Source organism: Sulfurivermis sp. (assembly GCF_059410345.1).
Map to the genome: position 1 here is coordinate 94,683 of NZ_JBLJDO010000004.1, position 17,411 is coordinate 112,093.

At 61.6% G+C, this 17,411-nt stretch carries 23 protein-coding genes; 6 read left to right on the forward strand and 17 right to left on the reverse strand.

The window, feature by feature from the left end:
* Positions 1-69 precede the first annotated feature (69 nt).
* Both ACMV8A_RS04945 and ACMV8A_RS04950 read right to left on the reverse strand, forming a co-directional pair.
* Positions 70-408: a hypothetical protein gene (locus ACMV8A_RS04945; protein ID WP_495324638.1), complete on the reverse strand. Its 339-nt coding sequence runs from the start codon at positions 406-408 to the stop codon at positions 70-72.
* 69 nt (positions 409-477) lie between these two features.
* Positions 478-825 carry a PilZ domain-containing protein gene (locus ACMV8A_RS04950; protein WP_495324639.1) on the reverse strand — a complete coding sequence of 116 codons (348 nt, stop codon included), beginning with the start codon at positions 823-825 and terminating at the stop codon, positions 478-480.
* A 109-nt stretch (positions 826-934) separates the two neighbouring features.
* Between ACMV8A_RS04950 and ACMV8A_RS04955 the strand changes: the two genes are divergently transcribed.
* Positions 935-1,345, forward strand: coding sequence for a type II toxin-antitoxin system VapC family toxin (locus tag ACMV8A_RS04955; RefSeq protein ID WP_495324640.1), 411 nt, complete (start codon positions 935-937; stop codon positions 1,343-1,345).
* A gap of 5 nt (positions 1,346-1,350) precedes the next feature.
* Here ACMV8A_RS04955 and ACMV8A_RS04960 read toward each other — a convergent pair whose 3' ends face one another.
* The 3 genes from ACMV8A_RS04960 to ACMV8A_RS04970 form a co-directional block, all read right to left on the reverse strand.
* Positions 1,351-1,683 (reverse strand): conjugal transfer protein TraG N-terminal domain-containing protein, encoded by a 333-nt coding sequence (locus tag ACMV8A_RS04960; RefSeq protein WP_495324771.1) that lies wholly within the window; start codon positions 1,681-1,683, stop codon positions 1,351-1,353.
* 205 nt (positions 1,684-1,888) lie between these two features.
* Positions 1,889-2,413, reverse strand: a complete 525-nt coding sequence (locus ACMV8A_RS04965) for a putative outer membrane beta-barrel protein (protein ID WP_495324641.1) — start codon at positions 2,411-2,413, stop codon at positions 1,889-1,891.
* Between the two features lie 60 nt (positions 2,414-2,473).
* Positions 2,474-2,902: a type II toxin-antitoxin system RatA family toxin gene (locus ACMV8A_RS04970; protein ID WP_495324642.1), complete on the reverse strand. Its 429-nt coding sequence runs from the start codon at positions 2,900-2,902 to the stop codon at positions 2,474-2,476.
* A gap of 112 nt (positions 2,903-3,014) precedes the next feature.
* On the opposite strand from ACMV8A_RS04970, the gene ACMV8A_RS04975 reads away from it, so the two are divergent.
* Positions 3,015-3,266 carry a DUF504 domain-containing protein gene (locus tag ACMV8A_RS04975; RefSeq protein ID WP_495324643.1) on the forward strand — a complete coding sequence of 84 codons (252 nt, stop codon included), beginning with the start codon at positions 3,015-3,017 and terminating at the stop codon, positions 3,264-3,266.
* Positions 3,267-3,287: 21 nt separating this feature from the next.
* On the opposite strand, the gene ACMV8A_RS04980 is transcribed toward ACMV8A_RS04975, so the two are convergent.
* Together ACMV8A_RS04980 and ACMV8A_RS04985 are read right to left on the reverse strand one after the other, a co-directional pair.
* Positions 3,288-4,496: a type III PLP-dependent enzyme gene (locus ACMV8A_RS04980; protein WP_495324772.1), complete on the reverse strand. Its 1,209-nt coding sequence runs from the start codon at positions 4,494-4,496 to the stop codon at positions 3,288-3,290.
* 314 nt (positions 4,497-4,810) lie between these two features.
* The gene (locus tag ACMV8A_RS04985) at positions 4,811-5,770 is read right to left on the reverse strand and encodes a phosphoribulokinase (protein ID WP_495324644.1); all 960 of its coding nucleotides are present in this window, start codon (positions 5,768-5,770) and stop codon (positions 4,811-4,813) included.
* 108 nt (positions 5,771-5,878) lie between these two features.
* Here ACMV8A_RS04985 and ACMV8A_RS04990 point away from each other — a divergent pair, with 108 nt between their 5' ends.
* Positions 5,879-6,706 carry an ion transporter gene (locus ACMV8A_RS04990; RefSeq protein WP_495324645.1) on the forward strand — a complete coding sequence of 276 codons (828 nt, stop codon included), beginning with the start codon at positions 5,879-5,881 and terminating at the stop codon, positions 6,704-6,706.
* 7 nt (positions 6,707-6,713) lie between these two features.
* Here the strand turns inward: ACMV8A_RS04990 and ACMV8A_RS04995 are convergent, their stop codons facing one another.
* A complete protein-coding gene (locus ACMV8A_RS04995; protein ID WP_495324646.1) occupies positions 6,714-6,989 on the reverse strand; it encodes a hypothetical protein in 276 nt (91 codons plus the stop codon).
* Between the two features lie 281 nt (positions 6,990-7,270).
* On the opposite strand from ACMV8A_RS04995, the gene ACMV8A_RS05000 reads away from it, so the two are divergent.
* The 3 genes from ACMV8A_RS05000 to ACMV8A_RS05010 are packed head-to-tail and all read left to right on the forward strand — an operon-like array spanning position 7,271 to position 11,128.
* Positions 7,271-8,185: an AAA family ATPase gene (locus tag ACMV8A_RS05000; RefSeq protein ID WP_495324647.1), complete on the forward strand. Its 915-nt coding sequence runs from the start codon at positions 7,271-7,273 to the stop codon at positions 8,183-8,185.
* A 4-nt stretch (positions 8,186-8,189) separates the two neighbouring features.
* A complete protein-coding gene (locus tag ACMV8A_RS05005; protein ID WP_495324648.1) occupies positions 8,190-9,152 on the forward strand; it encodes a DUF58 domain-containing protein in 963 nt (320 codons plus the stop codon).
* Positions 9,149-11,128: a transglutaminase TgpA family protein gene (locus ACMV8A_RS05010; RefSeq protein WP_495324649.1), complete on the forward strand. Its 1,980-nt coding sequence runs from the start codon at positions 9,149-9,151 to the stop codon at positions 11,126-11,128. The genes ACMV8A_RS05005 and ACMV8A_RS05010 overlap by 4 nt, the downstream gene beginning before the upstream one ends.
* An 816-nt stretch (positions 11,129-11,944) precedes the next feature.
* Here the strand turns inward: ACMV8A_RS05010 and ACMV8A_RS05015 are convergent.
* The 9 genes from ACMV8A_RS05015 to ACMV8A_RS05055 form a co-directional block, all read right to left on the reverse strand.
* Positions 11,945-12,775, reverse strand: coding sequence for an FkbM family methyltransferase (locus ACMV8A_RS05015; protein ID WP_495324650.1), 831 nt, complete (start codon positions 12,773-12,775; stop codon positions 11,945-11,947).
* A gap of 165 nt (positions 12,776-12,940) precedes the next feature.
* On the reverse strand, positions 12,941-13,297 hold the full coding sequence (locus ACMV8A_RS05020; RefSeq protein WP_495324651.1) for a hypothetical protein: 357 nt from the start codon (positions 13,295-13,297) through the stop codon (positions 12,941-12,943).
* 70 nt (positions 13,298-13,367) lie between these two features.
* On the reverse strand, positions 13,368-13,694 hold the full coding sequence (locus tag ACMV8A_RS05025) for a hypothetical protein (RefSeq protein WP_495324652.1): 327 nt from the start codon (positions 13,692-13,694) through the stop codon (positions 13,368-13,370).
* Positions 13,681-14,103, reverse strand: coding sequence for a DUF5681 domain-containing protein (locus ACMV8A_RS05030; RefSeq protein ID WP_495324654.1), 423 nt, complete (start codon positions 14,101-14,103; stop codon positions 13,681-13,683). Before ACMV8A_RS05030 ends, ACMV8A_RS05025 begins: the two co-directional genes overlap by 14 nt.
* A gap of 20 nt (positions 14,104-14,123) precedes the next feature.
* On the reverse strand, positions 14,124-14,840 hold the full coding sequence (locus ACMV8A_RS05035) for a helix-turn-helix domain-containing protein (RefSeq protein WP_495324655.1): 717 nt from the start codon (positions 14,838-14,840) through the stop codon (positions 14,124-14,126).
* Positions 14,837-15,139: a helix-turn-helix domain-containing protein gene (locus ACMV8A_RS05040; RefSeq protein WP_495324656.1), complete on the reverse strand. Its 303-nt coding sequence runs from the start codon at positions 15,137-15,139 to the stop codon at positions 14,837-14,839. Before ACMV8A_RS05040 ends, ACMV8A_RS05035 begins: the two co-directional genes overlap by 4 nt.
* 18 nt (positions 15,140-15,157) lie before the next feature.
* Positions 15,158-15,367: a helix-turn-helix transcriptional regulator gene (locus ACMV8A_RS05045; RefSeq protein ID WP_495324657.1), complete on the reverse strand. Its 210-nt coding sequence runs from the start codon at positions 15,365-15,367 to the stop codon at positions 15,158-15,160.
* Positions 15,368-15,447: 80 nt separating this feature from the next.
* On the reverse strand, positions 15,448-15,939 hold the full coding sequence (locus tag ACMV8A_RS05050; RefSeq protein ID WP_495324659.1) for a hypothetical protein: 492 nt from the start codon (positions 15,937-15,939) through the stop codon (positions 15,448-15,450).
* A complete protein-coding gene (locus ACMV8A_RS05055; protein ID WP_495324660.1) occupies positions 15,936-17,255 on the reverse strand; it encodes a tyrosine-type recombinase/integrase in 1,320 nt (439 codons plus the stop codon). Before ACMV8A_RS05055 ends, ACMV8A_RS05050 begins: the two co-directional genes overlap by 4 nt.
* Positions 17,256-17,411 lie beyond the last annotated feature (156 nt).

The window sequence follows — 17,411 nt, forward strand, 5'->3', positions numbered from 1 at the left end:
CGCGCTTGACGCGTAGGCAACAAGTAAAGCACTGAATGCCGCAAATACCAGCGTGATACGGCGACTGCATTACATCAGGCGGTGCGGCATTTCATCGCTCAGGTTGAGCATGGTAGAGATGACTTGCAGCGCCTCTTTCACAAACAGATCGAGGTCGCAGAAGGCCGGCGAGGTTTCCAGCACCTGGGAGCCGTCGGCCAGGGAGACGCGCAGGTCGCAGGCACCGTCGGCGGCCCGCTCCGAGGACAGATACAGGCCGGGGCGCGGATTGCCCTCCTGGGCCACGGCGATGATGTAACGGTAGTTCACCGTATCGGGGCTTTCGATGTCGCCCAGCACGGTAACGACGAACTCGCCGTATTGATAACGGCGCAGGGGGATGGCGGTGTGTATGGTGGGAAAGCTCATGGTCCGTCTCGCTCTGGTTCGGCCGGCTTCTGCCGAAATGGGGGCGGCCGACGGAATCAACAACCATCCCTAGAACAGGCTGTTCCAGCGCTCCGTCTCGAAGTCGTCGCCTTCCAGCAGGTGGACGCCGATGAGATAGATGCCAGCGGCCTCGGTCTCCCGCGACCACATCACCTCGGCGCCCAGGAAATAGCGCTGGCCCTGCTCTGCCACATCCACCTCCAACTCCAGCTGGCTGCCCGCCGCCACAGCCGTTTCCAGCAACAGGCGCAGGCCGGTGGCGGACACATCCACGGTGGCACATTCGACCACGGTACCCACCAGCTCCGGGCGCTCCGGTGCGGCAAGGATCTTCACTACCACGTTCTCGTCACGCAGCAGACGCGGGGCGTTGCGGCGCTCTTCCGGCATGGGCATGGCACATTCCTTTCTGCAAGACAGCGCACGAATGTAACCACTGGCGCGGTCCGGCTCAAGGGCAAGGGGTATAATCCGGCGAAGTTCGCCCTTCCCCACCCGAACGCAGATGGCCCAACTCCCCGTCCAGCCCTGCCGCGGCCACGGCGCCACCTGGGCGGAAAGTGTCGATGCCGCTGACCTCTTCCTGTCGGCCATCACCATCATGGAGCTGGAAATGGGTGTCCTGCAGATCGAGCGACGGGACGCCACCCAAGACGCGATGATGCGCGCCTGGCTGGAGCATCATGTGCTGCCGGAGTTCTCCGGGCGCGTACTGCCAGTCGATACGGCCGTCGCGCAACGGTTCGCCCGGCTGCGCGTGCCGGACCGCCGCTCCGAGCTCGACGCGCTCATTGCCGCCACAGCACTCACGCACGGGATGGTCGTGGTCACGCGCAACCTGGTGGACTTCGAGCCAACGGGTGTTCAGTTGCTCAACCCGTGGGACGACGCTTTGACCGAGGCCGCGCCGGCATAACACGGTCAATATACCCCCGCCATGAAGGCGTAGAGAGGCGCCCACAGCTGCAACCAGATGATGTTCTTGAGGTAGGCGAGGAATATCTTGACGCCGATGGGCAGCATGAAGATCAGGAACAGGAATGGGAACATCCCGAACAGAATGCCCTCGTAGATGTTCTTGAGCAGCGGCAGGAACTTCGCGGCCAGTTGCCCCATGACGGCGTAGGTGGAGCGCTGCTGCTGCTCGGCCTGGGCGAGGGCGAAATCTTGGGCCGCGGCATTGGCGTCGGTCGCCGAGGCGGCGTTGCCGAAGGCGCGTCGGAACGAATCGGCCATCATGTTGACCCGGATGATATCGCCGCCGGACCGGGACGGGCGGTGCCGTTAGGGAATATCTGAATAAGTCCGTCCCGGACTTCTCAGACCTCGCGAATCGAACCGTGTGATTTTCGATGCGCTTCGTGTTCCAACGACTCATGGTCGTTGGAACATGGCGGCACATCCCTGTGCCGCGGAAGCTCTGAACTTATTCAGAGCTTCCTTAGGGCTGTTTTGATCGTCAGAAGCGTACGCCCAGGCTGAGGAACGCGATGTCCTTCTCCACCTGGGTGTACTCCAGCTCCAGCTGGGCCACACCCAGGCTGAAACCGACGCCGAGGCCGACGGAGCTGCCGCTGTCGGTGCGGGAGACACCACCGATCTTAACGTCCTCGCGCAACATACCGGCCTTGGCGATGAGATACAGGGCGCCGGCGGTGCGGAACACGCCGTAAACGGCCTGGGTGTCGACGCTCACATCGTTGCCCGCGTACTTGCCCTTGCTGGTGCTGGTGGTGAATTCGCCTTGCACGCCCACATCACCGATCACCACGCCCCACTCCTTACCGATCATCACACCCGCGTTGGTGGGGTCGCCGATACCGGCGGTGTCGATGAGCATCGGGCCGGCCTTGGCGCCGAAATACCAGTCGGCGGCAGCGATGGGTGTGAACCCAACGGCCAGTGCACCCGCCAGGGCCAGGGCCGCCGCCCTGCTGCGCAGCCGCAGCGTGGTCATGTTTGACTGCGTCAGGTGTTTTTCCATAGCGTCGCTCCTTGAGTGAATAGTGTGTTGGGTGCCCAATGTTTCATGGGTGTGCATGATTTACCTGCCATACAACTGCGCCGCGCGGCGGGCAAAGGCGTCGAGCAGGCGCGGGGCAAACAGCCCCATGCCGCCGTGCAGCAACGGCGCCAGCAGGCCGCCCAGTTCGTATTGGGTATCGGCACTGACGCGGCAGCCGCCTACTTGCGGCGTGAACTGCCAGGTAACCTCCAGCCGGTGGAAGGGGCCGTCGCTGGCGTGGATATGGATGTGCGCGGGCGCGGTGAATTTGGCGCGGGATCGAAACGTGAGCATCAATGGCCCGAAGCCGGCGCGTTGCTCCACCTCCAGTGCCTGCGCCTCACGGTGCAGGATACGGGCGGCGCGGTAGCCGGGGACGAATTCGGGATAGCGTTCGATATCGAGCACCAGTGCAAACAACTGGTCGCAAGTATAGGGCAGCAGGCGGGAAACGTGGTGTCGGGACATGGCGGCGCGCGTATTTCATCGCAGTATGCGCGCAACGGATAGGGGGACGCCAGCCTCAGCGCTGTCATGCGTCCTGGGGTCTATGTTTACGGTGACCAGCGGAGGGTTGCCGATGATCCCGATTCAGGAATTGCTCAACCGCATGCGCTGGGATGAACACTTCCGTGGTGACTTCGTCCTCGGCTATTACGATCGCATCCGCGGGGAGATCGTGCGGATACCTTTCGCCGCGGTCACCTTTCCGCCGGATGATCATTTCGCCTTGGTGATCGTCGACGGCGAGGGTGCCGCACACAGCGTGCCCTATCACCGCGTGCGGGAAGTGTGGCGGAACGGGGAGTTGATCTGGCGGCGCGCACCCTGAGGCACGCGCCACCAGCAAGGGTTAGCCGACCAGCGGCACCACTTCGCAGGCCTCACCCACATACTCGTTGATCACCACGATCTGCGCCTTGCGGAAGAAGTTGAACTCGGTGGCGCTGGCCCAGGTGTAGGCACCCATCATGCGGCCGACGATGAGGTCGCCCTCGTTCAGTTCCGGCAGCGAGATGTTCTCATCGATGACGTCGATGCTGTCGCAGGTGGGACCGGCCAGCACGCTGGGGAAGCGCTCACCCTGCCAGTCCAGGCAGTCCACCGGATACTTGGCGTGGTCGAACATCTGGCCGCTGTAGGAACCGTACACACCGTCGTCCAGGTAATACCACCAGCGGCCGTCACGCAGGGCCTTGCCCATCACGGACGACACGGCGGTGATGGCCGGTGCGCAGATGAAGCGGCCCGGCTCGGCGATGAGGCGCACATCGCTCGGGATCTGCGCCAGCGCCTCGCGGATCGGGCGGCAGAATTCGTTGATCGGCGGCACGTCCTCGTTGTACTCCACCGGGAAACCGCCACCGATGTCGAGCACGGTGAGCGGCGGCAGGCCGGCCTGCTTGTTCCAGGCGATGATCGCGCCGCAGGCGTTGACCGCCTCCACATGCTTGCGCGGATCGGCGGCCTGGGAGCCGACGTGGAAGGACAGGCCCTTGATGCGGATGCCGAGCGCGTGCGCCAGCACCAGCAGGTCGCGCGCGGCCTCGGGGGTGCAGCCGAACTTCTTCGACAGGTCGACCTTGGCGTCGGGGCTGCGGAAGGACACGCGCAGCAGCAGCTCCACCTGGTCGGCGTATTTCTCGAACTTGCGCAGCTCGTCCGGGTTATCCACCACGAAGGTGGTGACACCGAAGTCGAGGGCGTCACGGATGTCGCGGTCGCGCTTGATGGGATGGGTGTGGATGCAGCGCTCGGGGGCGACACCGAGGCCCCGCACCAGGTCCACTTCGCCGCTGGTGGCGAGGTCGAACCAGGCATCTTCCTGCATCAGGGTGCTGACCACCGCCGGGTGCGGCAGCGGCTTCAGGGCATAGTGCAAATCGACGCCGGGAAGCGCCGCAGCGAGGGCACGGTACTGTCGTCGTACCGCCTCGCAGTCGAGGATCAGCAGGGGGGCGCCGTGGATGGCGACGAGACGACGGATGCGTTCCGTTTCGGGGGGTTCGTCGGCCTTGTCGCCGGCAACGATGGACGCGGTTTCACAACGGGCATCGACCATGGTCATACCTCCAGGCCGAGCCTCCGCCCCACTTCTCAAGGGTGGACGAGACACGACCGACTTTGAGCTACAAGAGATCTGAATTTGAGCGGCGCCATATACCCATTCAGGTAAGCGCTCTCTGAATCAGGACAAATTCATTCTCTTTGGATAGATTCTCAAGCCGTATTGGTCGTGCCGTGAGCGGGCTACCCTCAAGAAGTGGCCCGTATTCTAGAACAATCGTTGCGCTGATCAAGTGTTTTTTTGCCCTCGGCCGACCGGCCGAACCCCTTGCCGGCAAAGGAAATTATGCCACTGCTGCCGGGGTGCGCTCACCCTGCGGCGGCGCGCTGGCGCGCCACCAGTTCCTGGATCAGCGGCGCACAGATCACGCCGATGGCATGGCCCATGTGGCCACCGGGCACCACCAGGGTGTTGGGACGGGACATGAAGCTGTTGGGCAGGCGGCGTTGCAGGTCGGGAAAGTCGAAACGCTTCGGTTCGCGGAAGCGAATCACCACCATGCTCTCCGCCGGCGTCGGGATGTCGCGGGCGATGAAGGGGTTGGAGGTGTCCACCAGCGGCACGCGCTGGAAGTTGATGTCGGTGAGGGAGAATTGCGGCGTGATGTAGCGCAGGTAATCGGGCAGACGGCGCAGGATGGTGGCTGTGACCGCCTCGGCGGAGCTGCCCTTCACGGCGCAGTCGCGGTGGATCTTCTGGATCCACTCCAGGTTGACGCTGGGGACTACACCGATGAGCAGGTCTACCCAGCGCGCCACATCCACCCCGCGGTCGCCGCGCTCACGCTGCTGATCACGCAGCTTCATCACCAAGGGGTTGTGCGAGGGGCTCATTTCACGCCGGCTCCAGGTGGATTCGATGCAGGCGCCATGCAACCCTTCGTAAAACAGCAGGTCTGACCCGGGGGGAATTTCCTGCCAGGCCGTGAAGGTACCTTCCACGCCGCCATGGTGCTCGGCGGCGTCGCGGCTGCCGAGATAGTGGCGGTAGAGGCCGCCGCCGCTGCGGGAGTATTCCTGAAACAGGCCTTCGAGCCGCTCGAACAGGTTGGCTTCGGGTCCGAAATGACTGATGGGGCGGTCGGCGGCCCGGGCGGCGGCCACCGCCTGTTTCATGCCGGCACGGTCGTAGCGGCGGAAGCTGTCGCCGTCGACGAAAAAGGCGTTGATACCCTCGCGCCGGAAGACTTCGGCAAAGGCTTGCTTGACCGTGGTGGTACCGGCGCCAGACGAACCGGTCACCGCAATAATGGGATGACGCACCGACATGGGTTGCCCTCGCGTCTCTTGCGTAGGGCCAACTTTAGCCCCACTTTACCGCCGTGCCTATCCCCCGATGGGCTATGCTGTGCGGCCCCGAAAGACAGAGGAAGCAGTATGGAGCAAGTGCTGAACCGCGCACACCTTGGCGCCTGGATCGAGTCGCCGCGGGTGCAGAAGATCATCATCGCGCTGATTCTGATCAATGCCGTGACCCTGGGCATGGAAACCTCGCCGACGCTGATGGCCCAGTTCGGCGGCGTGTTGCACCTGCTGGACCGGCTGATTCTGTCGGTGTTCGTGGTGGAGATTGCCATCAAGCTGGCTGCCTTCGGCTGGCGCTTCTTCCGCAATCCCTGGAATGTGTTCGACTTCATCATCGTCGGCATCGCCCTGGTGCCGGCCAGCGGGCCGCTGGCGGTACTGCGCGCCCTGCGCGTACTGCGTGTGCTGCGCCTGATCTCCATGATGCCGCGCCTGCGCCTGGTGGTAGAGGCCTTGCTGCTGGCGGTACCGGGCATCCTGTCCATTGCCGGTTTGATGCTGCTGCTGTTCTATGTGGCGGCGGTGATGGCCACCGGCCTGTTCGGCGCGCAATTCCCCGAATGGTTCGGCAGCATCGGCGCCTCCATGTATACCCTGTTCCAGGTGATGACGCTGGAGAGCTGGTCCATGGGCATCGTGCGCCCGGTGATGGAGGCCTATCCCTATGCCTGGGTCTTCTTCATCCCCTTCATCCTCATCGCCACCTTCACCATGCTCAACCTGTTTATCGCCATCATCGTCAATACCATGCAGACCATGCACGACGCGGAGTTCAAACAGGAGCAGGCGGCCATCGAAGAGGCCGTGCACGAAGAAAGCGCCCAGGTCAGTACCGAGCTGCGCGCCCTGCGCGAGGAGATCCGCGCCCTGAAGGAGGCGCTGGCGGTGAAACAGGGTTGAGGAACGCTCAGGCGTAGACGTCGAGCAGGGTGCCGCTGGTGCTGTCGGGGCTGACGGCACGATCACTGCGGGTGATCTCCTGCTGCAGCTCGCCCACTTCCCGCTGCAGATCGCTGTTTTCGCTCGCCAGGCGACGCTGTTCGGCACGCAGGTCCCGGTTCTCACCCTGCAACTGGGCGTTCTGCTGTGCCAGGGCGCTATTTTCCGTGTGCAGTTGACGCTCGCGCAGTGAGGGACCGGTTGCGACGGCGCTGACGGTACTGGAGATGGTGGTGTCGATCATCGTAGATACCCCCGGAAACGTCCCGGTTACAAACCAAGTCTAGTCAGCCATTCGCACCGGCGCCAACGGCAGAATAGGGCCGGCACGGTATAGTTAGGGAAGGTCTGAATAAGTCCATCCTGGACTTCTCAGCCCACGCGCATCGAAAAGTGTGATTTTCGATGCGCTTCATGTTCCAACGACTTATCGTCGTTGGAACATGGCGGCACATCCCTGTGCCGCGGAAGCTCTGAACTTATTCAGAGCTTCCTTAACGCAATCCAGCCAGAGAAAACTTACGCATGCACACCCTACTCACCCAGGTCATTACCCAAGCCGGCAGTATCATCCTCGGCAAGGAGCGGCCCATCCGCCTCGCCCTCGCCTGCCTGCTGGCGCGCGGCCATCTGCTCATCGAAGACCTGCCCGGGGTGGGCAAGACCACCCTGGCCCATGTGCTCGCCGCCACCCTGGGACTGCGCTTCAACCGTATTCAGTTCACCTCCGACCTGCTGCCGGCCGATATCCTCGGCGTGGCCGTATACGAGCGTGAATCGGGCGAGTTCCGCTTTCACCCCGGCCCCATCTTCGCCCAGTTGATCCTGGCCGACGAGGTCAACCGCGCCACTCCCAAGACCCAGAGTGCGCTGCTGGAGGCCATGGAGGAACATCAGGTCACCAGCGAGGGTGAAACCCGTCCGCTGCCCGAACCCTTCTTCGTCATCGCCACGCAGAACCCGGCCAACCAGATTGGCACCTTCCCGCTGCCGGAGTCGCAACTGGACCGTTTCCTGATGCGCATCGAGCTGGGTTATCCCGATGCCCAGGCGGAGCGCGCGCTGCTGGCCGGGCGCGACCGGCGCGAGCTGCTCACCGAGCTGCAACCGGTGATGAGCCCGGAGCAGCTGGTGCAGGCGCAGGCCTCGGTACGCGCGGTGAAGGTCAGTCCCGCACTGCTCGATTACGTGCAGGCCCTGCTGGAGTATTCGCGCCGCTCACCCCACTTCCTCACCGGCCTGTCCCCGCGCGCCGGCCTGGCGCTGTTATCCGGCGCCCGGGCCTGGGCACTGCTGGAGGGACGCGATTACGCCCTGCCCGAAGACGTGCAGGCCGTGCTCCCCCATGTGGTAGGCCATCGTTTGCAGCAGGTGCAGACCGACGGGGCGCTGGGTACCGCGGCGCTGGCGGCCTGGTTCAACGAGGTTGCCATCCCCTAACACCGTGTCCACTCCACTCACCCTGCGCCAGCGCTTCAACCCGGCCCGCTTCCTGCGCGGCCTGGGTATCGAGACCGGCCCGATCCTGCTGGATCGACGCCGGGTCTACATCCTGCCGACGCGACAGGGGCTGCTGCTCGGCGCCGTGCTCATCGCCATCCTGCTCGGCGCTATCAACTACGACAACGGTCTCGCCTTTGCGTTGGTGTTTCTGCTCTGCGGACTGGGCGTGGTGTCCATCCTGCATACCTGGCGCAACCTGCTCGGATTGCGACTGGAGGCTGGCCGTTGCCAGGCGGTATTCGCCGGCGAACAGGCGCGCTTTCCCATCGGCCTCAGCAACCCCAGCAGCGAATCCCGGCTGGCGATTACCCTGGCCCTGGTCGACGGCAGTGAAATCCGCCTCGACGTCGCACCGGGCATGCAGTGGACCGAACTGACCCGACCCGCCCAGCGGCGCGGACGCCTGCCACTGGGGCGTCTTACCATCGCGACACGGTTCCCGCTCGGCCTGTTCCGCGCCTGGTCACCGCTGGAGCTGGCCATGGACTGTCTGGTCTACCCCGCGCCGGCACCCCAGCGCGGTCTGCCGGCGGGGCTGCCCGGCGCCGCCGGCAGTGGCGGCGAACGGGGCCAGGGACACGATGACTTCGCGGCCCTGCGCCCTTATCACGCCGGTGACTCGCTGCGTCACGTGCACTGGAAGGCGGTGGCACGGGAACAGGGTATGCACACCAAACAGTTCGCCGGCGAGGCAGCACAGGAACTGTGGCTGGCCTGGGAGCTGCTGCCCGGACTGGCCGCGGAAGCGCGGCTGTCGCGCCTGTGTCGCTGGGTGCTGGAGGCCGATGCCGCGGGTCTGGCCTATGGCCTGCGCCTGCCGGATCGGGTCATCGCCCCCGACTTCGGCCCGGGCCAGCGCCGCCGTTGCCTGGAGGCGCTGGCGCTGTACGGAGAACGGCCATGATCCCCCTGCACGGCCGGCTGTGGTTGCTGGGCGCGCTGACCGCCGTATTGCTGCCGCAATTGTTGCGCCTGCCGCTGTGGTTCAGCCCCTACTGCCTGGCCTTGCTGGGCTGGCGGTTGGCCATCGACCTGCGCGGCTGGCCGCTGCCGAAGCGCTGGCTACGCCTGGCGCTGACTTTTATTGGCGTGGGGGCCGTGCTGCTCGGCTACCGCACCCTGTTCGGCCCCGACGCCGGGCTTGCCCTGCTCAGCGTTATGCTGTGTCTCAAGCTGCTGGAACTGCGCACCCTGCGCGACGCCATGCTGGTGATTTTCCTCGGCTGGTTTCTGGTTGCCGGCGGCTTCCTGGTGGACCAGTCGATCTTCATCGGCGCCTATCTGCTGCTCACCGTGCTGCTGCTCACCGCCGCCCTCATCGCCCTCAACCACCCTGCCGGACCCGCACACCGGTTTTATCTGCGCCGGGCCGGCCTGCTGCTGGTACAGGCGCTGCCAATCATGCTGCTGTTGTTCCTGCTGTTCCCGCGCCTGCCCGGGCCGCTGTGGGGTGTGCCCAAGGACAGCATCAGCGCACGCACTGGCATTTCCGATCACATGACCCTGGGCACCATCAGCGAGTTGGCCGATTCAGAAGCTGTGGCCTTTCGCGTGCAGTTCGCTGGTCCCATCCCGCCGGCCGATCAACTGTACTGGCGTGGTCCGGTGTTGTGGACCACCGACGGCCGGCGCTGGGATCCGATACCGCGCGACTTCGCGCCACCCTGGTTTCGCCAGCCTCCCGTCTACAAGGCTGCCGGCGAACCGCTGCGTTACGCGCTAACCCTAGAACCACACAATGAGCGTTGGCTGTTTGCACTGGAACTGCCGGCGGGCGCCCCACAGGGCAGCCAGCTCAGTGCTGACTTCCAGCTGCTCCTGCCGCGTAGGGCCAATACCCGCCAGCACTTCGAGCTGGCCGCGCACACGACCTATAACACCGGTCTACTGACGGACGAGCAGCGGCGCTTCAGCCTGCAGCTTCCCACTACACGCAATCCGCACAGTCGTGCGTTGGCCCAACAGTGGTCCGATTTGCCACCCGCAGAAATCGTGCGCGCAGCACTGGGGCAATTCCGCGACCAACCCTTTTGGTATACACGCCGCCCCCCACTGCTGGGGGATGACGCCATTGATGAATTTCTGTTCGACAGCCGCCGCGGTTTTTGCGAACACTACGCCGCCGCCTTCGTCACCCTGATGCGGGGTGCCGGCGTGCCGGCGCGCATCGTCACCGGCTATCAGGGCGGCGAGAGCAACCCGCTGGCTGACTACCTCATCGTGCGCCAGTCGCACGCCCATGCCTGGGCCGAGGTATGGCTGGAAGAAACCGGCTGGACACGGGTTGACCCAACGGCGGTAATCCCGCCGCAGCGTGTGGAGAACGATACAGATCTGCGGCGCTTCCGCACCACGGCCGCCCCGCTGATCGATATGAATCTGTCCTGGCTTACGCGCAACCTGTCGCAGCTGCGTTATGGCTGGGATGCACTCAACAATGCGTGGAACCTGTGGGTGCTGGGCTATAACCACGAGCGGCAAAAAGAATTGCTGCAGCGCTTGGGCTTGTTGCACTTCGGCTGGCAGGGCGTGATGGCTCTCCTGTTCAGCGCCATGGGTGTCGTGCTCGGAACGGTTGCCCTGTACTTGCTGCGCCGCGGGCACGGGCAGTCTGATGTCGTGGTCCGACTGTATGAGCGCTACTGTCGCAAGCTGGCGCGGCTGGGGCTACAGCGCGCACCCCACGAAGGGCCCGCCGCCTTTGCATCCCGTGTCGCCACAGCCCGCCCGGACCTCGCAACCGCCAGCAATGAAATCAGCGCTCTGTATATCGCGCTGCGTTACGGTGGCGCCCCTGCGGCCGACTGCCTCGCGCAGTTGCGCCTAGCAATAGATCGGTTCCGGCCAGCTGCTGCGACTACCATGCGTCGGATAGGGTGATGCTTCAGCGGTAGATTATCGATGCAGAATCTAGCGAAGCCCCGCAAGGCCTTGCCGTTGCTGGGTTTTCGACTTCCAAGCCTTAAAGGTGGGAACAAATGTGGGAACACTTTTCACGGACTTCCCCGGAATTCATCGCACCTAAGAGCCTACCGCAATTCACCATCAACGACAGCGGAAAGGGTGGGATGATGGGCGGGTGACGTTGCGGGGGATGGTGCAATGAAGGGCGTTTTCTTGCTGGCCGGGTTACTCGGGGTCGCCAGTGCTCAGGCGACAACATGCCAGACGATTGATGATGCAGACCAGCGGGCCTATTGCCGGGCCATGCAGACAGGCAGCCGGGGCCAGTGCGGGGCCAGTGCGCGGCCATCGGCAGCTATGACTTGCGCCAGCGTTGCCATGTGGCCATCAGCGGCAATGCCTCCCTATGCAATCCGATTGCGAATGCTTGGGAGCGTGAGCAATGCAAGGCAGCGGCAAAGGGCCGGAAATGAAAACCCCGCCACGCGGGCAGGGAAAGTCACGACGGGCACGTGCAAGCCTCGCAGACGCCTATTTGTCATTGCTGCAGCGAAGCTTCCTCACTTTTCCGCTTCATGGCTGTTGGCGCCTTCATTTAGTTGCTTATCTATGTCGCCGCTTCCTCTTTGTCGATCTTGTGCATTTTTGCAGACTAGCGTCAACCTTCCGTATGACATTGGTCAGAAGATATGCACATTGAAAACTGAAAACAGCGTCCAGCTACTTTGAAAAGTTTATCTTTTGCTTCTTAGGCGATTTTGTAGGAAAAAATAACACTCAAGCCGAGACGGGTTAGCTCCACGTAACATCTGGTCTAACAAACACAAAGTTAGAGTAGTGATAGATGTTGGATTCCGGCAAATCCACATCTCTCAAAACAAGTCCTTCACCGTAAGGAAGCAACTGATACGCCTTATATCCAGGCATCAAACTTGAGAGTGATTTAAGCGATTGGGTGCGGAATAGTTGGTGCCAGTTGTATTCAATGTGTATAAACTTGGGTTTGAGCTTTTCTATTGCTTTTTGAGCTCCTGATAAAACCTCATACTCAAATCCCTCTGTGTCAATTTTCAGCAAGTCGATGCATTCAAAATTATCAGGGATCTTATTCAAATAAGAATCTAGCGTGATAACTGGCACACTCATTTTATTGGTGTTTGACGCTGCAACATAAGGTATCTGATTTACATCAGGGCTAAAGCTGGCCAATTCTGAATCTGCCTCGCCATAAAACAAATCAAGCGTTGCATTTTCTTTTCCGACCCCGAAATTTTCTGGCGCAAATCTATCCGGATATGTGTCTGATAATTTTTTTAAGATACTAAAAGCTTTTGGCAGGGGCTCAAACGCAATCACATGAGCCCCAGTCGCCTTGAGAAGCTCGCCCGAATATTCTCCCTTGTTTGCCCCAACATCAATACAGAGTCTCGGCTTCATTGAGGCGAGGAGTTCTATAAAAATTTTCTCTCCAGTGGAGCTTAAGTTTCCGTGATTATTGTAACCTCTTGCTCGAAAAGCAAGATTCAAAACCAGATTATTAAATTTTTGGGCGGATGGTCGCGCAAAGATTAATAAATAAATCCTAGAAAATGCACCATAAAAGAGATGAAAGAGTTTTTTCATAAACACCAAATTGATTCTATTGCAAAAAAGCATGTGAAGATTCGAACTATACACGTTTATAGATTTGCAAAAAACCCCGCCACACAGGCGGGGAAGTCGGGGTGGGGGTGCGCCCGCCTCGCTGCCGTCTTTTGACCACGGCGGCGGCGAAGCTCCCGAACTTTTTTACTTCATCGCGGCCAGTGCTCGGGCAAGCATCCCCTTGATGCCGCTCTGTGCGTTCGCCTCGTTGATTGCGCGGGCGCGTTGGTCATCTGCCCGTTGCTTAGCGGCCAGCGTCGCAAGCTGGTTGCTCTCGTCTGCCGTGCGCGGTGCCTTGCCGGTCAGGTGCAGGCGTGAAGCGTCAAGGGCTTTGGCGTCCGCCGTCCGCGTGTCACGGGTCAGGGCGTCAAGGGTAGTGGCAGGCTTGCGGCAAAGTTGCCGCGTCAGTTCCTCGGCACGGGTCAGGCGATCATCAAAAGCCTTGATGCGGGCGCGTTGCCCGGCTTGGCGGGCGTTATGGGTTGCGGTCAATCTATCCATTTTGGATTTCCTTTCGGTAGTGGTTGAAAATTCGGTGGCGCATCAGATCGTCATTACATAAGCCCTCCCCTCAGTACATTGCCTGTGCGGCCAGCATGGCGGCCTCATACTCGGCCAGTTCGCCGGGGGTGGCGTCTCGCCATCCGTCCGGGGTGGGGTAGCGCATGGCGACAACATGCAGCAGGCCGTCCGCGTCCGGGGTCGATAGGGTGGTGATCGGTTCCCCGCGTTGTCTTGCCCTCGCCATCCGTTGCAAATCGGCATAGGAAAGCGTCTGGGCCTCTCTCGGGTCTGGCTTGGCCTCGCGTATCAGTCGGGCCAATTCGGCGCGTCTGGGGGCGTTTCTGTACGCTTTGGGGGCTTCCAGTTGGGTGATGCGTTGCTCAAGGGTTGGCATGGTGGGCTTCCTCCAGTTTTTCGATGCGGTCGGTCAGTTCGTCGATTTCGGCCACGCGGGCCAGTGCGCCGATTGCCGACAGCAAGCGGGCGGCCTGTTCGGGTGCAAGGTCGCCACTACTGACGGCGGCCAGCACGGCGCGGCCTTGCTCAGTGAGTGAGCCATCGGGCAGGGCCAGCGGTACGGCAAGCTCAGTCGGCTTCATGGGCGGCAATACGCGTTCAAGCAACAGGCGGGCGGCCTGTACGTCGCCATCCTTGGCGGCCTGTACCAGTTGCCCGATGATTTCCGGGACATGCACGGCGATGGATGCCCGCAGCTTGGCGACATGCCCCGTACCCGGTGGGCGTCCGTTCGGGTTGCCGGATTGGCCGGGTTTCCATCGGCCCCGTTTTTTCGGTTCGGTCATGTTGTTGTTTCCCTGCTTTTTCAAATCAGCCCCCCGGTGCCGTAGTCCTTGGCAGCGAAGTTTTCAGCGGCAGGGACACGGCGGGCGCTGGGTCTGGTCGGTGTTGCCCATTCGGCCTTGAAGCTCTGCCATCCCCTTTCGCAACAGGTGGCGAGTGCGTCGGCAATGGATATGCCCGCCTTGTCGGCTTCGCGGTGGATGCTCTGCAAGGCGGTTGCCGTCATGGGGGCGCGTTTCGCCTTCCTGAGTGTGAGGAAGTCAGCCCATACCGATTTGGGTACGCCGTCAGGACAGACAAGTGCAGACGTGCGCTTATATGTTTTGGTCTGTTCCTTGGTCTGTTCCTTGGTCTGTTCTTTGCGTGTAGCCGAATGGGCTACCGTTGAAGTAGCCGAATCGGCTACGGTATTGGTAGCCGAACGGGCTACCGTTGCCGAATCGACTACCGTAGCCTGATCGGCTACCGTTGTTGGCAGCTTGAGCGTGTAACAGGCGGACTTACTGAAACCTCCCTTGCCCACCTTTTCGAGCCATCCGAGTTTGACCAGCGCACTCGTTGCCGCGCTGATATTGGCCGGGTGCATGCCCGTGCGCTCGGCAATCAAGGCGCGTTTCGGCCATACGCTCCCCCCGTCCTTGTTCCCGAAAGTCAGCAGCGCAATCAGGACGCGCAGTTGCTCAAGGGTCAGGCGGCTGTCCTGAATCACTTGGATGGGGACTTGGGCAAAGGCACTCATACCGGCCTCTTGACCAGCGCGTACAGCGCCACGCGGTGCTTTTGCCCGCAGGCGGTGACGCGTTCCACCATGCGGGTGAGAATCACGAAACCCCGGTCACGAAGCTCTTTCACTCTGCCCGCAGGGTGCAAAATGTCCAGATCGCGGCGGGCAAGGATCGTATCGACAGGGCGGCGGGACAGGGCGGCCAGCAGCCTTTGGCGTTGGGCCTCGGTACTGTTATGCTGTTGGCGTAGTTTGGATTGATTGGGGGCCGTGCCGGTGGCAGCCGGGCGGCCTTCGTTGCGTCTGACGGTCATGGATCAATCCTCCCGGCCTCAAGCCTTGCGGCTCTTGGCTATCTGAGAATCAAGCCATTGCTGGATTTCGGACTCGATCCAGCCCACAGCCCTCGCGCCAATGGACACGGGCTTGGGGAATGCCGGATCATTGCGGAGCCGGTCATAAATGGTGGATCGGGCTAGGCCGGTGCGGGCCTCTACCTGCTTACGGCGCAGGATTGTGAGTGCGGTACTTGATGCAGACATGCTAGTGACTCCTAAGCTGTTACCGGATCAAACCGGCATGTCCGCCATTTCAGCGACAGGGCTTTACCCCGTCATTCACGCTAACCGTTGGCGTGATTCTTTTTTGCTGTGTGCAGTCTGCCCCTTAGCGCGGTGCGCTCCAATGTGTCGCCACTAAGGGAAATCCACTCGGTTTCGCTATCTTCAGTCCGTTCGTGGCGCTCTACGCCATCCTGATTCTTTAGCCACCGCCAAAGCCGGTTTTCATCAATGTTGGGATCGGCCTCAACAGCCTCCCTGATTAGCGCCGTCAGCGGCTTGGCAGCTTTGGTGCTACCGTTTAGTGCAGCGAACGCGCTCTTGAGCCTGTCCGGCAATTCGTTCTGAAACGCCAGCCACTCGGCAGCATCATCCGCACGTTGTTGCGCTTGCGCTGCGGTTTCTTCCATCGCCTCGCGATAGTCAGCATAAAAGCGGGCGTCCTCTGCCGTCCATGTAGCCGGGTGGCTATCCAGTAGGTCGCAGAGTCTTTCGGCTCTGGCCTTGAACGTCTCGCGATTGATCGCGTTGATTTCCTCAGGGGTCTTCATCATGCCGCCCGGTAGGCTTTGCCGAATGGGCCGATGATTACCTTGCCCTTGCCGTCTTCAATCTGGCTATCTACGAAGTCCGCCCACCATTGCAGCATCTCGCGCCTTTGGTCAGCATATTGCGCCCGGTTATAGACGCCGCGAATGCCTTTGGTTTCGTGGGCAAGGCATTTCTCGATCCAGTCCGAATTGAACCCGGCCTCATGCAAATGGGTTGATGCCGTGCGCCGGAAGTCATGGATAACGAAGTCTCGAACGTCGATTTCCAGCGAGCGGACAGCCTGATTCAAGGTGCTGTGGGCTATGGGTTGATTCAGGTCGCCACGGCTCGGAAAAACCCACTCGGAGCCACTCGCCAGCGTCTTGAGTTCCTCGAACATTGCAATGGCCTGCCGGGACAGTGAGACAAGGTGCGGCTTGTCCTTTTTCATGCGCTCGCCGGGGATTGCCCACTCGCCATTCTCAAGGTCGATTTCTTCCCACTTCGCGCCGATAAGCTCGCCCTTGCGCACCATGCAGAGAATCAGCAGGTGGATAGCCAGCTTGTGCGCCCGCTTGATGCTGGATTGATAGATCGCCCGCAAGAGTCTGCCGACTTCATCCGGGGTCAGGGCTACGTCCCTGCTTCGCGCTTGGGCAATGAATTTGGCCTCAATCGCGGCAGCCGGATTGAATGCCGTTTTCTCGCGAGCAATGGCATAGGCAAACAGCCGTTTCAGCACGTTGCGGGTGACAAGTGCCATCTGGTCAGCGCCACGATTCTTGATCTTGTCGGTGATCGCCAAAATGTCGGTCACGGTCACGTCTGCAATCTGTTTCGAGCCAATGGCCGGGATCACGTCCTTGTCCAGCACGCGCTTGACGTTGCGCGGGTTGCTGTTCGCTGGTTCGACTATCTCGCTGTACCAGCGCCGTGCGAAAACCTCCACCGTGTCAGCGGCTTTGCTCTCAGCCTCTTTGGCTTTCGCCTTTTCCAGCGACTTGATGCACCATGCCCGGATAAATGCCTGAGCCATTTCCTTGACTACGGCGGTCGCGTCTTCCGGGACTGGATCGCCACGGCGCAAGGCCATAGGCGACAGCCCCCGCGCCGCCAGCATCTTGCAGTCATCGCGCCATGTCCGAGCGTCCGCCAGTGAGAAGGCCGGGTAGTCGCCTAGCCGGATCGTCTCCTGCTTCCCGGTCAGCGTCCGGTACTTCAGCCCCCATCGCTTTTTCCCGGTGGGCAATACCTCTACATACAGCCCCCCGCCATCGGACTCGGTGACGATCTTTTCCCCGGCCTTCAGGGTCTTCAGCTTGGTGTCTGTCAGTGCCATGTCGCAGTTCCTCGCGTTCGTTTTGTTCCCACGCCTCACGGCGAAAAGTGGGTACATCGGGAAACGTGGGAACAATCGGCCTATAACCCTTGTGGCTGTTGGCTTTTCTGGATTTTCGGAAGCGCGTTTGTTCCCACTTTTTCACGATTTCACCGC

Bases quoted from the DNA above. Each gene is read 5' to 3' on its own strand.
- ACMV8A_RS05035 (WP_495324655.1), bottom strand. From the start codon at position 14,840: ATGAGTGCCTTTGCCCAAGTCCCCATCCAAGTGATTCAGGACAGCCGC.
- ACMV8A_RS05025 (WP_495324652.1), bottom strand. From the start codon at position 13,694: ATGCCAACCCTTGAGCAACGCATCACCCAACTGGAAGCCCCCAAAGCG.
- ACMV8A_RS04945 (WP_495324638.1), bottom strand. From the start codon at position 408: ATGAGCTTTCCCACCATACACACCGCCATCCCCCTGCGCCGTTATCAA.
- ACMV8A_RS05020 (WP_495324651.1), bottom strand. From the start codon at position 13,297: ATGGATAGATTGACCGCAACCCATAACGCCCGCCAAGCCGGGCAACGC.
- ACMV8A_RS05055 (WP_495324660.1), bottom strand. From the start codon at position 17,255: ATGGCACTGACAGACACCAAGCTGAAGACCCTGAAGGCCGGGGAAAAG.
- ACMV8A_RS04990 (WP_495324645.1), top strand. From the start codon at position 5,879: ATGGAGCAAGTGCTGAACCGCGCACACCTTGGCGCCTGGATCGAGTCG.
- ACMV8A_RS04970 (WP_495324642.1), bottom strand. From the start codon at position 2,902: ATGTCCCGACACCACGTTTCCCGCCTGCTGCCCTATACTTGCGACCAG.
- ACMV8A_RS04975 (WP_495324643.1), top strand. From the start codon at position 3,015: ATGATCCCGATTCAGGAATTGCTCAACCGCATGCGCTGGGATGAACAC.
- ACMV8A_RS05050 (WP_495324659.1), bottom strand. From the start codon at position 15,939: ATGATGAAGACCCCTGAGGAAATCAACGCGATCAATCGCGAGACGTTC.
- ACMV8A_RS05010 (WP_495324649.1), top strand. From the start codon at position 9,149: ATGATCCCCCTGCACGGCCGGCTGTGGTTGCTGGGCGCGCTGACCGCC.
- ACMV8A_RS05045 (WP_495324657.1), bottom strand. From the start codon at position 15,367: ATGTCTGCATCAAGTACCGCACTCACAATCCTGCGCCGTAAGCAGGTA.
- ACMV8A_RS04950 (WP_495324639.1), bottom strand. From the start codon at position 825: ATGCCCATGCCGGAAGAGCGCCGCAACGCCCCGCGTCTGCTGCGTGAC.
- ACMV8A_RS05015 (WP_495324650.1), bottom strand. From the start codon at position 12,775: ATGAAAAAACTCTTTCATCTCTTTTATGGTGCATTTTCTAGGATTTAT.
- ACMV8A_RS04955 (WP_495324640.1), top strand. From the start codon at position 935: ATGGCCCAACTCCCCGTCCAGCCCTGCCGCGGCCACGGCGCCACCTGG.
- ACMV8A_RS05000 (WP_495324647.1), top strand. From the start codon at position 7,271: ATGCACACCCTACTCACCCAGGTCATTACCCAAGCCGGCAGTATCATC.
- ACMV8A_RS05030 (WP_495324654.1), bottom strand. From the start codon at position 14,103: ATGACCGAACCGAAAAAACGGGGCCGATGGAAACCCGGCCAATCCGGC.
- ACMV8A_RS04995 (WP_495324646.1), bottom strand. From the start codon at position 6,989: ATGATCGACACCACCATCTCCAGTACCGTCAGCGCCGTCGCAACCGGT.
- ACMV8A_RS05040 (WP_495324656.1), bottom strand. From the start codon at position 15,139: ATGACCGTCAGACGCAACGAAGGCCGCCCGGCTGCCACCGGCACGGCC.
- ACMV8A_RS04965 (WP_495324641.1), bottom strand. From the start codon at position 2,413: ATGGAAAAACACCTGACGCAGTCAAACATGACCACGCTGCGGCTGCGC.
- ACMV8A_RS04985 (WP_495324644.1), bottom strand. From the start codon at position 5,770: ATGTCGGTGCGTCATCCCATTATTGCGGTGACCGGTTCGTCTGGCGCC.
- ACMV8A_RS04980 (WP_495324772.1), bottom strand. From the start codon at position 4,496: ATGGTCGATGCCCGTTGTGAAACCGCGTCCATCGTTGCCGGCGACAAG.